This is a genomic window from Pedobacter sp. V48 (assembly GCF_000523515.1).
In the GTDB taxonomy this organism is placed as follows: domain Bacteria; phylum Bacteroidota; class Bacteroidia; order Sphingobacteriales; family Sphingobacteriaceae; genus Pedobacter.
Genome location: NZ_AWRU01000005.1, coordinates 194,620 through 213,872, shown reverse-complemented (window position 1 = coordinate 213,872; position 19,253 = coordinate 194,620). Strand labels below are relative to the sequence as shown.

The window sequence follows — 19,253 nt, the reverse complement described above, 5'->3', positions numbered from 1 at the left end:
AAATGAATTATAACTATTTCTTTCTGGCAAGATCCAAAGCTGCAGTAATTGTGTAATATTTTGCAAGCATATTGGGTACTTCCCAGGCTGGGATATCCTTATTTTTCAGGTAACTCAAAAACTTTTCGGTTACCCGTGCAAAATGTGCCTCGTGCCCTTCTTTGTATTTATCGGGAATATTAACCCACCATCCGGTTTTGGTTTTTGTAAGCGAAATACCAGGGAACTTACCCTGTAGATTTTTAAGCTGCTGATTTAAAGCCGCTTCAAAAGCAGCATCTTTTGGATTTACAGGATCAATATACAGTTCAGGTTTAAATTTCTGCTCTGCTCCCTGTTTTATAATCAGATTGGCCTTTGTGCCACGCATAATGGAGTAGTGGGTATCGCCAGTACCTTCGGGTGCCTTATAATTCCATTTTACAGAAACTTTAGCATGCACACCACGGAGCGTATAATTGATCTCTCCGTTTGAAAACACTTTAAGCACACTATCATTAACTACATCTTTTTTAAGATAATCCGGAAACGCAGTGGACTTGGTAATGGTATTAAACTGGCTTAAAGTTAAATCTGTGCTTGATCTTTTAGCCGACACCAATTGAACATCAGTTTTATAATCGAGTGTCTGATCCGGAAAACATTCCCATTGTACCAGGTCAACCAAATGTGTAGTTACATCAACAATCCCCTCTCCTTCCTGTGCCACATCCATAAACCATGCAGGTCTAACCAAAACACTTCCGGAAACATACTTATAAAAATAATGAACACTTTCTTTGGTAACTGCAGGGTTACCGGGCGTGCCTTTTTCAAGCATACCGAAAACTTCGGGTATCATGGAGAACTCTCTTTGCAACATGGTCGTGATCTCATAACGCTCTGTCATGATATCATACAACAACAACTGCTTATCTGCTGCCGTTTTAAATGCACCTTTCAAAACCTCAAAACTAGCTCCGTCAATGGCCATTGGCTTATCAGCTAATACATTTAATCCGGCTTCAACCGATCTTTTTATGTAGTTTGTTTTCTTCTGGTTGTTACCCGCCAATACCACAACATTCCCTTTCTTTTCGGCAATCATTTTATCCAGGTAGTCATCGCCCAGATAAACTTTTTCATCCCATGTGGTTGGACTGTCCGGACGTTTATTGTACGCTTCGATTTTTGATAAATGCAACTCCACATCGGTTCCCTTAGGTGCGTACACATGCACGGTAGAATCTACGCCGCGATACATCGATTTCTGCACTAGCGCAGCATGAAAATGTCCGGGATCAAGGGTGATCAGCTTTACGGCATTATCTTCCTGTTTCTTAGGCTGACTGCACCCTGCCAGTACAATTAATGGGATCATGATTAGTTTACTTTTCATAGTTTACTCTTTTTATCGAGAATATAGTTGGTACCATAAGGATAGCGTTGTGGCCTCGATAATAATTTATTGGCCTCTGCATTATCTTTAAAAACTTCTTTCTTCGGATCCCAATATAGCTTTTTTGGAGATCTCATTGCAGCATGAGCAACTAAACATGCACTACAAGAACGATGCGCTACTTCAGCAGGGCTAATGGTTGGCTTTCCGCTTTCAATACAATCCAGCCAATTGCCGTGTTGCTCAGGACTTTCGTACAGATGAATTTCATTTGCTTCTATTTTAGAAGTAAGGATAGCCGGATCGCTTGCATAAAATGCTTTATTCTCTTTACCACCTGATCCAGGGTCTGTACTGGTAACGCCTACGTTTCCTCTTGATACAAAGATCCAACCGTTACTGCCTTCAAACCTTACCCCATTTGGATTTTTACTATTCATCACCATATTTACTCCATTTGCGTACTTGGCATGAACCTCATAATCGCCATGCACATTCCACAAACCATTTTTAGGAAATTCCGCACGCGCCTCAATTTCAATAGGACCTGTATGCTCTGTATTCATTCCCCAATGGGCAATATCAATGTGATGTACGCCCCATCCGGTTATCATCCCGGCGCCAAACTGTTCTAATCTTAACCATCCGCCCCGCGATTCGGGATCTGTTTGCGAATGCACACGATCCTGAGTATAGTAAATGTAAGGTGTTGAGCCAAGCCACATATCATAATTGAAATTTGCAGGAATTGGCATCTCTGTAGCAACCCCACCCGCAGGATCTGAAGGCAAACCCACCTGTACGCTTAGAAGTTTTCCTATTCTTCCGTTTCTTACCAGTTCGCATGCTCTTTTAAATTGAGGCCATGGGTTAACTGAGCGTTGCTGACTGCCTAACTGAAAGGTAACTCCAGATTTCCGGACCATATCACTCATCATCCTGCCCTCTTCAATAGTTAACGAAGTTGGTTTTTGAAGATAAATGTGTTTACCGGCAAGTGCCGCTTCAATTGCCGGCTGGGCATGCCAATGATCGGGCGTACTGATCATCACCGCATCAATATCTTTATTGGCCAGCAGGTCATGATAATCATCATAAGTTTTAATATCTATATAATTGGCATTGCCTGTTTTTTTGGTATACCAGCCTTCTACCAGCTCTTTTCCACTTTTGAGTCTATTGCCATCTAAATCTGCAATGGCCACAATACGGGCTTTATCATATTTAAAAGTTTCGGCAAGGTCATGTGTACGGGCAATTCTACCGCAGCCAATCTGGCCAATATTAATTTTATTGCTGGGTGCGTTTTTACCAAACACAGAAGCAGGAACTATAGTAGGAAAGCCGGTCATGGCAACCGAAGTAACAACAGCACTCTTAACAGCCGTTTTCACGAAATCTCTTCTGCTATATGGAAGTTTTTCATTTTCGCTCATCATATCATCTAGGTTTATTAGGTTAATATTTGGTTAGTAGCGCAGCGGTGTATTTCGTGAATCTGCGTATGCTTTACTGAAATCTATTTTTTTATACTGGCCGGCAACATAGTTGATGCCCTGAAGGATGTGTTTGATAAAAACCGGATCTTCATAGTTTTCTTTGTCGTGACCAAGGGTGGTGATCCAAACATTTCCTCCGTCAAATTGCTGGTACCATACTGCAGGATATAACTCCGAAAACGGAGCAGAAAATGTTTTGATTTTCTCTGCATCCGCCGGGTCGGATGAATTTAAAGAGGTAACATCATGTGCCATGATTACTTTAATACCAGGATAGAGTTCTTTGGCAAAATAACACTCATCTTTTCTTTCCCAAACTTTTGGCAAGCCCGCAACAGAGGGATGCGAAGGGTCAATTACTTTTACCGTAAACTTTTGATTTCTGGCGTGCCAGGCAAAGGTGCCTCCCAGCATTTGCTTAAACCACTGCCAGTTTCGTTCTGTGCCAGTTACAGAGTGTAAGCCAACAAATCCGCCTCCGGCTTCTATATACCTTCTAAAGGCTAACCTTTGCCCATCGGTATCAAACACATCATTATTGGTGCTTGGAAAAATCAGCAGGGTATACTGCTTTAAATTTGCCTCTGTAAAAACCGATGGATCATCAGACACATCAGTGTCAAATCCATTTTCCTGACCCAATTTCTGAATACATTTTACTGCATTAGGAATATTGTCATGAACATAACCCTTCCCGTTTTTGGTATACACCAGGACTTTTACTTTTCTTAGAAAAGTGGTCTTTTCAGCAGCCATTGCAAATGGCATGCACAATATCCATAACGCAGAAAGCAGGATACTCGCTTTGAATTTAAATCTTAAAATTGATACGCTCATTAGTTTGAATTAAGTTGGTTTAATTTTATTTTAACTACAGGAGGATTGGCAAAATCACCCCATGCGGCTTCAGCACGCTCCTTAGAAGTATGGCCATTGTACACCAGAAATCTATATTTTAGGGTATAGGTTTTCCCCTTTTCCAATAACCAGTCTTTATCTTTTGTTGGCGAGAAATTGGCATACACATCTCCCCGTCCGTTCATATTTTCGGGCCATATCCTTAATGGTTCCGGGTAATTATAATTGGTGGGATAAGACATCATTACCGCACCGGCATAGTCATCATCTATCTTACCCTGCAAAATCACCCATCGTGCCTTTGTGCCATCTGCATCTTTTCTTGTTTTTCCTTCGGATGTCAGGGTTTCACTATTTTCTTTGTTCCATTTTTCGGTAGCCCGCCAACCCAGGCCGCCATAACGGTATTCTTTAAGCAATACGGGTTCATCTGTAGCGCAATTAAGCTGAATAGTGATGTCTGCGATATAATAATCCTGATCCTTTTGAGGTTGGAAAATCCTTACCGACTGAAGCTCGTTAAGCGCTGCCTTTTCGGTTCCGCCTTTTTTAAAAACCACATGATCGTGCAGTGTCTGATACTCGGCATACACCGGACCAGCGTTTACAGAAACAAAATCTACAAACCTTACGGTTCCTTTCCGGTCTTTAAGGTTCCAGAAGTCTACAGTATCACCCTCAAACACCACATGGGTCCATGGGTTCCACAATCCATAATGATGGTAATGATCAGGAGCCTGTATCCTTGTCAACTCTTGCCCGTGCGGAGACCATAACGGATGTATAAACCCGCTTCTTTTAAAGGCCGTATCTATTCCCTTTGGCGGATACACCGTTTTGTAATTGTAGCGCAGCAAATTTTTATTACCGTTACTTATGGTCAATTCACCGTTTTCACGGAGCGCCTTTATGTGTTCTGCAGGTTGAAGCGGTTTTCCTTTTTGCAGGCCAAATACGCTTGTGCCCGAAGATGGTTTTACCAGCCAGTGCAAAACCCGTTTTCCGTTGTTTTCTATCTGATAAGCTACGGGGATTTGCTTGTTTCCTTTTATCTCTATTAACTTGATGTCACTATCAGGCAAAGAAGTAATTGCATCCAGATCTACCTGAACATGGATCTCTTTATCTGGAGTTCTTTTCTTCAGGTCTACTTCCAGGGTGGCAATTCTTTGGGCACGCAAAGGTGTTGCCATTGCTGAAAAGGCAATAAAAGATATACAGGTTAGCCTCAGGGAATTTAACATCATTATTTTTTTAATCGTATTTTAAAAATATGCTTTTTAGACAGTAAGTTCAATTTAGTCCTTATTCTATTTTATCAATCGGTGGCACATTACCTTCTGAGCCAGAATATCCTTTGTTTTGATTTATGTGACCAGAGACATTTGCCCTGATTGCACTTTGAGGTACCGGCCACAACACATGATACGGGCTCATGGTATATTGATCTCCATGATTTGTTTTAACACCATTTTTATAGAACACATTTTTTTCTTTTACCCTATCATAGAAGAAATTGTTCTCCGAAAAATTGGTTAAAGAATAGGCTTTGCCATTATAGGCGGTTTTACCGGTAAGCGCAAAAATATAAGCAATTCTGGTCAGCTCGCATTTTCTTGGCTCCTCGTAATAAAGTTCCCGTGCTCTTTCATCTAGTATAGTGCCGATGTTGATCGAAGCAGGTGTATAGGGTGCTGCGTTGGCACGTGCCCTTACCTTATTAATATCAGCGGCTGCGTTGGCCAGATCGTCCTTCCAATAATAAGCCTCGGCGCGAAGCAAATAGGTTTCTGCTATCCTGAACACATACCAGTCTGTATGGCCACCTTGCATTGGTGCATTTTCAAAATCAGGTATAAATATTTTATACTGTGGCCATCCAAAATAACTCCTTATCGTATCGGTAACGATAAGTCCGCCGGCAGCATTTCGCAATTGTATCGGTTTATTGTAGTATGTAGGGTCGCTCTTTTTTAATGCAGGCTCATTATAAACAAGGTCTTCCATGTTCATCCAGTTGCCTTTAATATGCCTTAAGTCATTAGGATCATCCCAGATCGCTTGCGTGCTGTAAGATGTTCCGCGACAGCGGCCAATTCCTCTTCCATAAAAATTTGATTGGGTGATCTCCAGATTAATTCCATCATTTGTACCTTTTTTTCCATTTGGCGTATTGATGTTTGAACCCCAATTGGGTACCGCCTGACGCATGATTTTCATCCCTCCGTCATATCCCCCATCCATCTGCCGATCAATCACCATAAATATACCTTCCCTGTTCTCACCCAATGATTTGTTCTCCGGTCTGTGAAGATCCCATATCAGGTTTCTTGTTTCATCTGCCCTTGTAGCGCCAAAGCGATTGGTCATTAGCGCATACGGACTACCATTGATAACTGCATTTGCAGAGGCTATGGCATCGTCAAATTTTCCAAGCGCCAAATTCACTTTAGTAAGCAAATGATTTACCGCTCCTTTGGTTACCTCACCTTTATTCACATTATCAGTTACCCATTGTGCTGCAAATTCCAGGTCTGTTTTCATCTGCTGAAGAATTACCTCGCGCTTAGTCGTATAAAAATCGACCCTTGGAGTAGTTACTTCATTTAACAACAAAGGAACATCGCCAAATTGGTTTACCAGACGATAATAACGGAATGCCCTGTGAAAATAGGCCGATCCAAGTATCGAGTTGCGCTCCGCTTCATCTTTAAAATTGGCGGCATCAATACGGCTAATCACAGTGTTTGCGTATTTGATACCCTTGTATCCTTCGTCCCAATAATATCCAATTCTGTTAAAGTCAACCGAATTTAGATTTGCATCAGGAGTAATCAACAGGTTTAAATCCTGAGCAGGACCAGATTTATCTGTTGTACCATCAACTGCTATCTCAGAGAATATTTGCTCGGTAATCCATGGCGCCCCATCACCAAAGTATTCATTCCGTAAATTTCTTGCACAGGCAACTAATGTAGCCCTCAAAACTGCAGGGTCTTTATAATCTTCATCTGTGTAAAAGGAAAGCGGTTCGGGTTCTAAAAAGCTTTTTTTACATCCAATTCCAGCCAGCATAGTGATAACTAAGCAGACAGGTAATATTTTATATAGATTTTTCATGATCATCAATTTGATTTATACTACAAGGTTACATTTAAGCCTAATGTCACATACCGCGGCGTTGGGTTTTTATTTTGCGGATCCCAGTAATCCCAGTCGGGTGCATAAATTGCTGCATTTTGAACAGTCGTAAAGATCCTTACACTATTCAACCTTCCTTTTTCAACCAGGCGCTTTGGCAAAGTGTATGCTAACGAGACATTATCGATTCTGATAAAGGACGTTTTACGATATACATTATAGCTTGCACTGCCATTGCTTGAATACAACCTTGCATAATCGTTGATTGGATTTTCTGCAGTCCAATACGGCACTTTGTACGAATTCTGTCTATCTTGGAAACCGGAATTATTCTTAGCCTCGTTAAAATCAGTCATAGCTCCCCAGTTGGAGTACATAGAGAAAGAAAAATCAAAGTGCTTGAACAGCGTAAATTCATTTCTCATTGAGGTGGTAAATTTAGGATTTCTGGATCCCAGGAATTGTTTATCAGCATCTGTGAATTTGAAATCACCATTTACATCCTGCAATTTAAAATCTCCAGGTTTCACACCGTATTTAGCGGCCTCAGCTGCTTCATTTTGCTGCCACACGCCTAAAACTTTCAAGTCCCAAATGGCATTCACATCCTTGCCGATAAACCAACCATTTCCAGGATCATTGTTTTCAACTTTACCAATTACCTTTCCTTCATTGTCCAACTGGTTTACTTCGCCAAATAAATGAACGATCTTGTTCCGGTTCAAAGAAAAGTTTACAGAGGTTTTCCAGCTGAAGTTTTCTCTTTTAAAGTTATTGCTGTTTAAGGCTATTTCTACACCGGTATTGGTCACATTACCAAGGTTAGAGGCGATGTTAAAGAAACCTGTTACACTTGGCAGGGCTCTTAACAGGAGTAAATTGCTTGTATTTTTCCTGTAAACCTCTACCGATCCGTCTATTATATTATTAAGGATTGAAAAGTCGAGACCACCATTAAATGATGATGTAGATTCCCATTTAAGGTCCCTGTTTATCATTCTATCCACATACAATTGTGCAATAGGAAAAACTGTTCCTGACGGAGATACATATAAGTATTTACCTGTATTAAGATTTGAAAGCGCTAAATAACCATCAATATCCCTGTTCCCTACCGATCCATAAGACAGACGAAGTTTTGCATAATTAAGCCAGCTTACAGACTTCATAAAACCTTCGTCGCTAAACACCCAGCCCAAAGCCAATGAAGGGAAAGTTGCCCTCGGATTTCGCTGTCCGAAAGCAGAATACCCATCGCGACGAACGGTTGCTGTTAAAAGATATTTACTGTTAAGCGTATAGTTTAACCTGGCCATTAATGCATCGCCCGTAGTTACCAGATCGTTGCTGCTCACAATTGGTTTTACTCCTGAACCGATGTTATGATAGCTTAGTTTATCGTTTGGATCAAAACCCTCATTTTCTATTCTCGAAGACGTTTGTTTTAATTTTTCTGCGTTCATCAAGAACGTAACATCGAATTGATGAATTTTATTAAAGGTTTTATTCCATTTCAGAACGTTATCAATTTGCCAGTTAAAACGGGTGGTTTCTGTACGATCTGCATATCCTTTTCTGGCAACATAGTCTGGATGTAGCGCAGAAAAGTGATTAAATTCCCTGGTCTGATCATAACTTGGTGTTACGTTTACCGAGTATGAAAAACCAAATGGCAATTCACCTTTTACATACATGGTCGAAAAGATGGTGTTATATTTCAGCATCCTTTCGCGGTACACATTATCCAGAAAAGGATTACGGTTGTTACCTAAATCGTCATTTGGACTTGGTCGCAATGTAATTCCATCATCCTTGTATTTAGACCCCAAAGGTGAAGCATTTCTAATCTGGCCAAAGTCAATTGGAACGGCACTCTCATCGCGACTCGCATATTGAAAATTAACACCTATAGTTGCGAATTTTGCCGCTTTACCTTCCAGATTAAGGCGTGCCCGGGCATTTTTATATTGATCACCTACAGTTAATCCTTCATTATTGGTGTAGCCTAAAGAAAGGTAATAATTAACCTCATCTTTTCTTCCGGAAATACCAAACGTATGATCCTGTCTAAATCCGTTTCTGTAAATCAAATCTTCCCAGTTTGTACTTTTACCTGCCTTATAATTTTCAATTTCTATTGGAAACATTTTCAATCTGGTTAACCAGGTATCTATCGGATCGGCAGTTACAGGCGTATTATCGTAAGCATACCATTGTGCCAGAGTTACATTTGATGGAAGCGTACGCGGGTCATTAAAACGAGATGGCTGTGTTCCAATTGTACCCGCATTTATACTTTTTAATACATCAGTACGCCAGTTAACGAAGCCGTTAGCATCATAAACATGTTCAGTAACCTCACGTGAGGCCATCCCGATTGTGGTATTTAAAGTAATTACAGGTTTGTCTGACTTGCCTCGTTTTGTAGTGATAATAACCACACCACTTGCAGCCTTTGCGCCATAAACTGCAGCGGAGCTCGCATCTTTTAAGACATCAATTGTTTCGATATCACTAGGATTAATATCACTCAACTGACCCGGATAAATTACACCGTCCACAACGAGAAGTGGCGTAACTCCAGCTATCAGCGAGGACTTTCCACGCACCTGAAGGTCGGAGTTGTTTCCACCTTTCGGTGAGGCTGAAAAAGCGACATTTAATCCCGGAACATTTCCCCGAAGCAGATCTTGTACACTATTTGGATGTTGATTTTCAAGTTGTACAGCCTTAACCTGTGATATGGCGCCTGTTAAATCCTTTTTTGATCGTGTACCGTAACCCACCACCACTAATTCATTTAAGTCATTTGCGGCTTCTGCCAAAACAACATTAACTGTTGTGCCCGTTACGGGAACTTCTTTAGAGATAAAGCCAAGTGAGCTAAAAACCAATATTCCGCCATTGTCTGGAATATCCTTTAGAACATAACGTCCCTCCGCGTTAGTTACAGTCCCATTTTTAGAGCCCTTTAAACGAACACTCACCCCTGCTACAGGAAGTTTCTTTTCATCGGTAACTGTACCGGAAACCGTTTTGGCGAGGACATTTTCATATTTGTTATTAAAGCGATCGTCAAACTGCTGTTCAGGCGGAACCCTTATCAATTCGTTAATTGTTGCGTAAGACCATAGCGGACAACATATTGCTACTGCAAAAATTGAGCGTAAGAATCCTGTAACGCGCATTTTATTGCCGTTTTGTATATTTAGAAACATAATATGTATTATTATTTTTTAGGAAATGAATAATTTTAATTACACTGCGTGCATTCTAAATTCAAGAGGTATCCCGGTTAAGCATAGGTTTCATATAGTTTAGTTTAATTAGGTTAGTAAATTAAAGTTAGGAATAATATTTAAAAATGCAACCGATAGCATAAATGTTTTTAAATTTGCCTATTCATTCCTGGAAGGGATTAAGGAATGAATAAAACCACAAAAAGCATTAAAAGATGATAAAAATGGACTTTTATATGGAAAAACACATCTTTCCAAGGCAGCAAAGCGGGCAAAACAAGCAGCAGAGTAATTGCGGGAATCACATTTTTCTCGTAGAAAAAACGAATATACATGCATCCGGTTTCAATTTTAAATACAAAATCAGTACATCAGGCTCTATAAAAATCTAAAGAAATGCACTCAAAAAAAGACGTAACCATTTACGATATCGCCGAAAAACTCAACCTCTCACCTACAACTGTTAGTCGCGGACTGAAGGACCATCCTGCTATTAGCAAAAAAACCAAGAAGAGAATTAACGATATTGCGGCAGAGCTGGGCTACCGTTTCAATACCTTTGCAAGCAACCTCAGAAGTAAGCGAACCAATACTATTGGGGTAATCATTCCAAGAATGAACAGTAGCTTTATGTCGGCAGTACTTGCCGGAATGGAAAAAGTTGCAAATGAGGCAAGCTACAATTTAATCATCAGCCAATCACTTGAATCAGCAGAAAAAGAAGCCGTAAACGTAAAAACGATGTTTAACAATCGTGTAGACGGGCTAATGGTGTCCGTAGCCTACGACACAGTTGGCGTTTCGCAATTCGAAATGCTATTAGAAAAAGGCATTCCCCTGCTATTCTTCGATCGCACCCTTGATCATCCGCAATGCACCAGTATTATTATAGACAATTATAAATCCGGGTACCTTGCTACCCAACACTTAATAGCGCAGGGATGTAAAAACATCATCCACATCACCGGAAATTTAGCCAGGAACGTTTATGCCGATCGCCAAAGAGGATACGAGTATGCACTTAAAGATGCAGGGATCCAGGCAGATCCCAACAATACCTTCATCAACGTACTGGATGAACAGGCAGGCATAGACTGCGCCCAAAAGATACTAAAAATGAATCCGTTACCTGACGGTGTTTTTGTAGACAACGACACCTGCGCGGTTAACTGCATGGCCATCCTTATGAATAATGGAATTAGAATACCTGAGGATATTGCTTTTATCGGCTTCAACAACGACCCAATATCAAGGGTCATCAGACCAACATTATCAACCATTAATTATCCGGGATTTGAAATGGGAGAAATAGCAGCACACAAACTAATCACACATTTAAACGGACAACAAAGCATAAATTCAACCAATTCAATTATTTTAAGATCAGAACTTATCGCAAGAGATTCATCTAAACGGATTAAATAACAAAAGGCTATCATGTCAAAAAATAATTATGCAACCGGTTGTATAATTGTGAGTTTTTTAACTACATTAGTTCAATTTTATTACCTCGAAATCTCAAACCAATACCATCCATGAAAGATGATCAAGAAAGAAAAATCGCACTGGTTACCGGCGGCGCATCAGGATTAGGCTTTGCCATAGCTGAAAAGTTTGTAGAGAACAATATTTTCACTATCCTGATTGGAAGAAACGAACAACGACTGGAAAAGGCACGTAAGCAACTTGGCGAACTTACAACAGCCATAGCTTTTGATCTGAATAAACTAAGTGATATCCCCCAATTGGTTGCCGATATCGAACAAAAGTTCGGTAGCATTGACATTCTTGTTAATAATGCCGGAATAAATGCCAAAAAACCGCTTATAGAGGTTACCGATCAGGAATTTCACGAAGTTATCCTTACAAATTTATCTTCTGTATTTTCGTTAACACGCGAGGTTTCAAAAGTGATGCTTAAGCAGAAAAAAGGCTGCATCATAAACATCAGCTCCATGGCCGCGCAATATGGCATACCCAAAGTAATTGCTTATACCGCTGCCAAATCAGCTATCGAAGGAATGACAAAAGCAATGGCCGTAGAACTCTCGCCCGATGGCATTCGCGTAAACTGTATTGCTCCCGGCTTTATCGCTACAGATATGTCGGCCAAAGCACTAAATAATGATCCCGACAGAAAAAACAAGGTACTCTCGCGCACGCCAATGGGAAAACTGGGCTTACCAGCTGACATAGGAGATGCCGCCTACTTCCTTGCTTCTGATCATGCTAAATTCATTACAGGTATAATTATACCTGTTGACGGTGGAAATTCAATAGGATTCTAAACAAAAATCTCAAGCTGATATGATTAAAATGGAACAAACCTTAAGATGGTTCGGCCCTAACGATCCGGTTAGTCTGCAATACATCAAACAAAGCGGCGCAACGGGCGTAGTTACCGCTCTGCATCACATTCCTGTTGGCGAAATCTGGACTATCGATGAGATAGCACAGAGAAAAGCGGAAATTTTGGAAGCAGGATTAACATGGACTGTTATCGAAAGCTTGCCTGTTCATGAGGACATCAAAAAAAGAAGCGGAAATTATAAAGTCTACATAGAAAACTATAAAACCAGTATGCAAAATGTTGCTGCCTGCGGCTTAAAAGTTATCACCTATAATTTCATGCCCATATTGGACTGGATGCGCACCAACGTTTCGTACGAATTAAGTGATGGCAGCAAAGCACTATACTTTGAAAAATCGGCTTTTATAGCATTTGATCTTTTCCTGTTAAAACGACCAAATGCCCAAAACGACTATCAACCACACGAGATTGAAAAGGCTGAAAAACGATTCCTGGAAATGAGCAAACAGGAAAAAGAAATCCTATACAACAATGCATTACTTAGCCTGCCGGGATCAGAGGAGCCTTTTACTCCCGAACAGATTTTAAGCGCGCTGGAAACTTACAGGAATATTGACAACAAGAAACTAAAGGAAAACCTGTATGAATTTCTTAGGGAAATTATTCCGGTTGCGGAACAAATGGGACTACAATTGGCCATTCACCCAGACGATCCTCCCTACGCTATTCTGGGTCTTCCAAGAATTATGAGTACTGAAGCCGATGTTCAAGACATGCTTACCGAAGTTCCATCAGCCAACAACGGCATTTGCTTCTGTACAGGTTCATTTGGCGCACGCGCCGACAATGATCTCCGGGGAATGATAAAAAGACTTGGCAACCATATTTTCTTTCTTCACCTGCGCAGCACCCAAAGAGATAACGAAGGAAACTTCTACGAGGCCAACCACCTGGAAGGAAATGCCAACATGCCGCAAGTTGTTAAAGAGGTGGTTGCACTTCAACAAAGGCTCAGTAGATCTATTCCGATGAGGCCCGACCATGGTCACCAAATGTTAGATGATCTAAACAAAAAGCACTACCCCGGTTATTCTATTATTGGCAGGCTAAAGGGTCTGGCCGAGTTAAGAGGACTCGAAACCGGAATACTACACAGTCTTAATTCTTAGATGGCATTCAAACCATTTCCGGTCCCGTTTGTTAGTGATAAGAACACAAATATTTTAAAAAAAATGGGATTATTTAAAACTGCCTTAATCGGCGCCGCAATATATGGCATAGTTAAATACGTAACTAAAAAAGACATTAATGGGCGCTCAATAGCCGATGATATCAAAGAAAAAGCGCCAGAATGGATGGAAAAAGCCAAAAATTTAAAAGACGACTTAAAAGTAGAACTGGAAAAACAACGGTATTAGCGTTGTTTTCAGTCACTTATTTTTTCGGGGCACCCAAATAAAATAAACCGGGACTTTTTTAATATTCTTTGGTAATCCTGTAGATGATTTCCGCCAACGCTTTTGTAGTTCGGATGGAGATATGGTTCGAAATTCCGGTGTTATTGATATGCCTTTCATAAATCAGAAAAATTAGATACATTAAAATTACTAATATTTTTAGTAAAATGGAAGTGTATTTTTCAATTTTATGAACATGGTTGCGCCTTCAGTTAATCCAGACGCAATGCACACTTGGTACATGCTTTCTCCACAAACAATCCTTTTCGGGAACAAAACGCGAACCAGTCTCGAGTAAATCCCAAGCAAGCAAATCTCAGAAGATATCCAGGCAATACATTTTTTTAAAAAAAATTTTGTCATTACAATTATACATCGTAATATTGCGATATAAAATTATGGGACTTACAAAAACAGAAATATTTACTGAAGAACAAAACCGCTTAGCGGTAATGCTGAAAGCCATGGCCCACCCTGCCCGCATTGCTATTCTGCAGCAGATCATTAAAGCCAACGCCTGTATCTGTGGGGACCTGGTTGAAGAACTTGGCCTTGCACAAGCCACCATTTCTCAGCATTTAAAGGAGCTGAAAACGGCAGGTATTATACAAGGCACAATTGAAGGTGTTAGTGTATGCTACTGCATCAATCCAACGGTATGGAACGAGCTTCAGCAACAACTCTCGATATTCTTTTCTACTTATGAATTAAAGACAGACTGCTGTTAAAAAAATTTGACCCAATACATCGTAATATTGCAATCAAACAATTAAATAAATTATCATGAATACAACTGAATTAATCAACTGGCAAACATTTAAACGTAAACTACAGGACAATCCAGAACTTACTTTACAATTTCAGTATGCTGAGGACAAATGGGTAGATGCTTCATATCACATCACAGAAATTAAACAGGCACCCATTGTATCGGTAGATTGCGGTGGGATTATGAACTCGTGGACAGAAATTATTGTTCAGCTCTGGGAACCAGCTGTGAAGGACAAAGAAAGAGCAATGCAGGTAAGCAAAGCACTATCAATTGTTAAGCTTGTCGAAAAAAGCCTGCCACTAAATCCACTGGCTGTAGTAAAAATAGAATTTGGGAACTCTCAGTTTGATACCCGCCAGATGTATCCCGGGGAATTTATTATTGACAATGGAAACTTTATTGTAAACCTAAGCCCTGATTTTACACAATGCAAAGCCATCAGCAGAGGTGGGAATTGCGACACAAAGGAAACAGAAACAGTTACTTGCTCGCCTGGAAGTGGCTGCTGCTAATTAAAATATGAAAAAGATACTTGTATTATGTACCGGCAACAGTTGCCGCAGTCAAATTGCCGAAGGCTATTTAAGATTCTTTGCAAAGAATAACGCTGAAATTTATAGTGCCGGGATAGAAACCCACGGCGTAAATCCGAAAGCCATTGAAACGATGAAAGAAGATGGAATTGACATCTCATCACATACTTCAAACAACATCAATGAGTACACGGATATCGATTTTGATTATGTAATCACTGTGTGCGATAATGCTAAGGAAAGCTGCCCGTATTTCCCTACGCATGCACAAAAATTTCATTACAACTTTCCCGATCCGGCCAAAGCAACAGGAACTGACCAGGAAGTTAAAACGCAATTCAGATCGGTAAGGGAGATGATCAAACAGTACTGCCAGGATTTTATAGCAAAGCATATTTAATGGAAAGGAAAAAATTAAGCTTCTTTGATCGTTACCTTACTTTATGGATATTTCTTGCTATGGCTGCCGGTATCGGAATCGGGTATCTGGTTCCATCTTCCTCTACCACTATCAATTCCTTTTCCAGCGGAACAACAAATATTCCGCTGGCAATAGGATTAATTCTAATGATGTACCCTCCACTGGCCAAAGTTAAATATGAAAATATGGGCAGGGTATTTAAGGACACCAAGGTGCTCTCTCTGTCTTTAGTACTAAACTGGGTTATCGGGCCGGTGCTGATGTTTATATTGGCCATTGTATTTTTACACGACTACCCGGAATATATGGTGGGCTTAATTTTAATTGGTCTTGCCAGGTGTATTGCAATGGTAGTTGTCTGGAATGAGCTTGCTGAAGGTGACAGGGAATACGCGGCAGGCCTGATTGCCCTGAACAGTATTTTTCAGGTGTTACTATACAGTGTATTTGCCTATATTTTCATCACTGTTTTACCGCCATTATTTGGATTAAAAGGATTAGAAGTAAATATCACGATCGGCCAGATTGCCAAGAGCGTGGCGATTTATCTTGGCATACCGTTTGCATTGGGTATCATCAGCCGTTATGCGTTAATAAAACTCAAAGGAGAAACCTGGTTCCAAACCAAATTTGTACCGTTAATTTCGCCGGTAACACTGATAGCCCTATTATTCACAATTGTGATTATGTTTAGTTTAAAGGGTAATCTGATTATAAAAATTCCTATGGATGTAATACGAATAGCAATCCCATTGGTTATCTATTTTGTAATTATGTTTGTCTTCAGCTTCTTTATGGGCAAATATTTTGGCGCTGATTATTCTAAAAACACAGCAATTGCATTTACCGCTACAGGCAATAATTTTGAACTGGCAATCGCTGTTGCAATTGGCGTTTTCGGCATCAACTCAGGCCAAGCATTTGCCGGTGTCATTGGTCCACTGGTTGAAGTCCCAACCCTTATTGCCCTGGTAAATGTTGCTTTTTGGTTTAGAAAGAAGTATTACAAATAATCTACTGCAACACCCTCACTTCTTCTTCTATTTTCTTTTTCAAAGAGGCCGTTAGCTGAGCATCGGTAATTAAAAAGTTTATCGCCTTTAAAGTCCCAAATTTAACATACGCGTCTTTCCCAATTTTGGAGGAGTCGGTAAGTAAATAAACCTGCTCCGCATTTTTTAGAAAAGCTTTTGTTATTTGCGCTTCCTTTTCGCTATGTGCTGTTAAACCATTTTGTAATGATATGCCGTCGACCCCTACAAAAGCCTTAGAGACATGATAGGTATCGATGTGCTGAACTGCCATATCCCCGTGTACCGCCCTGCGTTCTTTATCGAGCTCGCCGCCTATCAGGTTAATGCCAATACCGGGTGTATCTATTAATTCGGCTACTATTGGTAAAGAATTGGTAACGATCTTTAGTTTGTTAAGTTTTTTTAAATGGGCGCACATGGCAAACACCGTACTTCCGCAATCCATAAATATTGTATCTCCATTTACCACCTGAGCAGCAGCTAATCTCCCTATTTCCTGCTTGCTTTGGGTATTAGCAGTTTGCTTTTTATTGAACGATGCGAAGGGCGGGTTATCAAGCTTCATGGCACCTCCATGCGTTCGCTGCAGTAGCCCCTCTTCAGAAAGATCTTGCAGGTCTCTTCTAACAGTGGCTGGAGATATAGATAATTTCTGAGAGATCTCCATTACAGATAAAGCCTCAAATTCATCAAGTATCATTAAAATCTTTTTCTTTCTTTCCTGAAAACTCATCTAAATAATTTACATTTGATCAAAAATAATCATTATTAATCATAATCGATCATGAATAGTACGATAAATATAATTAAAGAGGAAATCTTATCAGACGACTGGTATGTTTTAAAGAAAACAACATTCAACTTCTTATCCAAAAAAGGGATACAGGAAACGCTAAGCAGGGAAACTTATGACCGTGGAAACGGAGCTACAATACTCCTTTACAACCGAACATTGCAAACCGTTATCCTGATTAAACAGTTCCGGTTCCCGACCTATGTTAACGGTAACCTTACCGGAATGCTCATTGAAACATGCGCAGGTTTACTTGACGAAAACAGTCCGGAAGAGGCCATCCGCAGAGAAACAGAGGAAGAAACCGGATACGTATTGTCCTCCGTTCAAAAAGTATTTGAAGTTTATATGAGTCCTGGTTCCGTTACTGAAAAGCTGTACTTCTTTATTGCAGAATACACCTCTGAGATGAAAACAGAAATAGGCGGCGGCGTAGAAGATGAGGATATAGAAGTGCTGGAATTATCATTTAATACCGCGATGAATATGATTGCAACCGGCGAAATTAAGGATGGAAAAACGATCATGCTACTTCAGCACCTCGCACTTTCAAAAATGATGGAATAAACTCTTTTTTTTAAAGAGCTTACAGTTTCAGCGGTATCTTTTTACCTGTTTTAGCCGCAAGATAAATGGCTTCTATAATTTTTAAATCTTTTAGCGCCTCTTCTCCGTTAACTGGTACTATCGGCTCTTTACCTTCTAAAATAATCCCGGCCATTTCTTCCATCTGCACGGTTTGATGGGTAGCGTGAGGTTGTGTCAATTCGCCTTTGTGTGTACGACCTTTTATTGGCCCGTAACCTGTTGATGGCTGCATCTCGGCAAAACCTTTCTCACCGGTCAGGTAAAACCGATCAAGATAATTCATATTGTAGGTGGACAGGTAAGAAGCTACTGCCCCACCTGGAAATCCCATCTGAAATTGAATCGTTTCATCAACCCCTTCCTTAAATATCTCAGGATTTGTTTTGGTTTCTTGTGCGGTTACCCATGTAGGTTCCTCTCCTACCATATACCTGGAGCCGTTGATGGCATAAATACCTATATCCATCATTGCGCCTCCACCAGCAAGTTGTTTATTCAATCGCCATTGTTTTGGATCGCCTATTTTAAAGCCGCATTGTCCTTGAAAAAACATGATCTTTCCAAATTCGCCGGCATTTCTCATTCGAATAACTTCGAGGGTTTTGGGCTCAAAGTGCATCCGGTAACCCACCAATAACTTCACGTTTGCTTTTTTACAGGCGTCGATCATTTCTTGCCCTTGTTTAGGACTTATTGCCATCGGCTTTTCACAAATTGCATGCTTTCCAGCTTTAGCAACGCGAATAACCTGGTCATGGTGAAGTGCGTTAGGGGTAATTACATACACTGCATCAATATCAGGATTGTTTTTTATCTGATCAAAGTTCTCATAGTTATAGCAGTTCTTTTCGGGAATACCATATTTAGCTTGCCAGTCTTTTATTTTTGAAGGTGTTCCACTAATTACACCTACCAGTTTCGCTTTAACGCAGGATTGCATGGCTTCCGCAACGCGGCTGCCATATCCGCCAAGGCCCATAATAGCTACGCGTAACACTGGTCCATCGTACAATTTATCAGTTTTTGTAGTTGCCCAGCCCGAAAGCGGTATAAATGGTAAAACCAATGAAGAAAGTCCAAGTTTCTGTAAAAAGTCGCGACGTGTATCCATAATTTAAATCGTTTTAAATCCAATTTACGTATTTTACATAGAAAAAATAGAAGTTTTATAGACTTAACATACTATAAACAAAAATGTTGGCTTACATTTAGCTGTTAAAAAAGCGACC

The 19,253-nt window shown here is 40.3% G+C and carries 17 protein-coding genes; 9 read left to right on the top strand and 8 right to left on the bottom strand.

Going from position 1 to position 19,253, the window contains the following annotated elements; all coding sequences use genetic code 11:
* Window positions 1-13 precede the first annotated feature (13 nt).
* Genes N824_RS04245 through N824_RS04220 form a run of 6 tightly spaced genes read right to left on the bottom strand, consistent with a single transcriptional unit; the run spans window position 14 to window position 10,094 of the window.
* Window positions 14-1,378 carry a putative oxidoreductase C-terminal domain-containing protein gene (locus N824_RS04245; protein WP_048903890.1) on the bottom strand — a complete coding sequence of 455 codons (1,365 nt, stop codon included), beginning with the start codon at window positions 1,376-1,378 and terminating at the stop codon, window positions 14-16.
* The gene (locus tag N824_RS04240) at window positions 1,375-2,817 is read right to left on the bottom strand and encodes a Gfo/Idh/MocA family protein (protein ID WP_048903889.1); all 1,443 of its coding nucleotides are present in this window, start codon (window positions 2,815-2,817) and stop codon (window positions 1,375-1,377) included. Before N824_RS04240 ends, N824_RS04245 begins: the two co-directional genes overlap by 4 nt.
* Before the next feature lie 30 nt (window positions 2,818-2,847).
* Window positions 2,848-3,714 carry a ThuA domain-containing protein gene (locus N824_RS04235; protein ID WP_048903888.1) on the bottom strand — a complete coding sequence of 289 codons (867 nt, stop codon included), beginning with the start codon at window positions 3,712-3,714 and terminating at the stop codon, window positions 2,848-2,850.
* Entirely contained in the window at window positions 3,714-4,982 is a 1,269-nt protein-coding gene (locus tag N824_RS04230; RefSeq protein WP_200869813.1) for a PmoA family protein, read from the bottom strand. Before N824_RS04230 ends, N824_RS04235 begins: the two co-directional genes overlap by 1 nt.
* A 58-nt stretch (window positions 4,983-5,040) precedes the next feature.
* Window positions 5,041-6,855, bottom strand: coding sequence for a RagB/SusD family nutrient uptake outer membrane protein (locus tag N824_RS04225; protein ID WP_048904102.1), 1,815 nt, complete (start codon window positions 6,853-6,855; stop codon window positions 5,041-5,043).
* A gap of 20 nt (window positions 6,856-6,875) precedes the next feature.
* Window positions 6,876-10,094, bottom strand: coding sequence for a SusC/RagA family TonB-linked outer membrane protein (locus N824_RS04220; RefSeq protein WP_200869812.1), 3,219 nt, complete (start codon window positions 10,092-10,094; stop codon window positions 6,876-6,878).
* Window positions 10,095-10,511: 417 nt separating this feature from the next.
* Between N824_RS04220 and N824_RS04215 the strand changes: the two genes are divergently transcribed.
* From N824_RS04215 to arsB, 8 genes are all read left to right on the top strand, one after another.
* A complete protein-coding gene (locus tag N824_RS04215) occupies window positions 10,512-11,540 on the top strand; it encodes a LacI family DNA-binding transcriptional regulator (RefSeq protein ID WP_048903887.1) in 1,029 nt (342 codons plus the stop codon).
* A gap of 110 nt (window positions 11,541-11,650) precedes the next feature.
* Window positions 11,651-12,403, top strand: a complete 753-nt coding sequence (locus N824_RS04210; protein WP_048903886.1) for an SDR family NAD(P)-dependent oxidoreductase — start codon at window positions 11,651-11,653, stop codon at window positions 12,401-12,403.
* 28 nt (window positions 12,404-12,431) lie between these two features.
* On the top strand, window positions 12,432-13,595 hold the full coding sequence (gene uxuA, locus N824_RS04205; protein WP_306413877.1) for a mannonate dehydratase: 1,164 nt from the start codon (window positions 12,432-12,434) through the stop codon (window positions 13,593-13,595).
* Between the two features lie 63 nt (window positions 13,596-13,658).
* Window positions 13,659-13,844, top strand: a complete 186-nt coding sequence (locus tag N824_RS04200; RefSeq protein WP_048904100.1) for a hypothetical protein — start codon at window positions 13,659-13,661, stop codon at window positions 13,842-13,844.
* Window positions 13,845-14,281: 437 nt separating this feature from the next.
* Complete coding sequence (locus N824_RS04195) at window positions 14,282-14,611, top strand: helix-turn-helix transcriptional regulator (protein WP_048903884.1); 330 nt, start codon at window positions 14,282-14,284, stop codon at window positions 14,609-14,611.
* 55 nt (window positions 14,612-14,666) lie between these two features.
* A complete protein-coding gene (locus N824_RS04190; protein ID WP_048903883.1) occupies window positions 14,667-15,167 on the top strand; it encodes a DUF6428 family protein in 501 nt (166 codons plus the stop codon).
* A 7-nt stretch (window positions 15,168-15,174) separates the two neighbouring features.
* Window positions 15,175-15,588, top strand: coding sequence for an arsenate reductase ArsC (locus tag N824_RS04185; protein ID WP_048903882.1), 414 nt, complete (start codon window positions 15,175-15,177; stop codon window positions 15,586-15,588).
* The gene (gene arsB, locus N824_RS04180; RefSeq protein WP_048903881.1) at window positions 15,588-16,622 is read left to right on the top strand and encodes an ACR3 family arsenite efflux transporter; all 1,035 of its coding nucleotides are present in this window, start codon (window positions 15,588-15,590) and stop codon (window positions 16,620-16,622) included. The genes N824_RS04185 and arsB overlap by 1 nt, the downstream gene beginning before the upstream one ends.
* Before the next feature lies 1 nt (window position 16,623).
* On the opposite strand, the gene N824_RS04175 is transcribed toward arsB, so the two are convergent.
* Window positions 16,624-17,376, bottom strand: a complete 753-nt coding sequence (locus tag N824_RS04175) for a DeoR/GlpR family DNA-binding transcription regulator (protein WP_048903880.1) — start codon at window positions 17,374-17,376, stop codon at window positions 16,624-16,626.
* A 51-nt stretch (window positions 17,377-17,427) separates the two neighbouring features.
* Here N824_RS04175 and nudK point away from each other — a divergent pair, with 51 nt between their 5' ends.
* Window positions 17,428-18,003, top strand: a complete 576-nt coding sequence (nudK, locus tag N824_RS04170) for a GDP-mannose pyrophosphatase NudK (RefSeq protein WP_048903879.1) — start codon at window positions 17,428-17,430, stop codon at window positions 18,001-18,003.
* Between the two features lie 19 nt (window positions 18,004-18,022).
* Here the strand turns inward: nudK and N824_RS04165 are convergent, their stop codons facing one another.
* Window positions 18,023-19,135, bottom strand: a complete 1,113-nt coding sequence (locus N824_RS04165) for a Gfo/Idh/MocA family protein (protein ID WP_048903878.1) — start codon at window positions 19,133-19,135, stop codon at window positions 18,023-18,025.
* Between the last annotated feature and the right edge of the window lie 118 nt (window positions 19,136-19,253).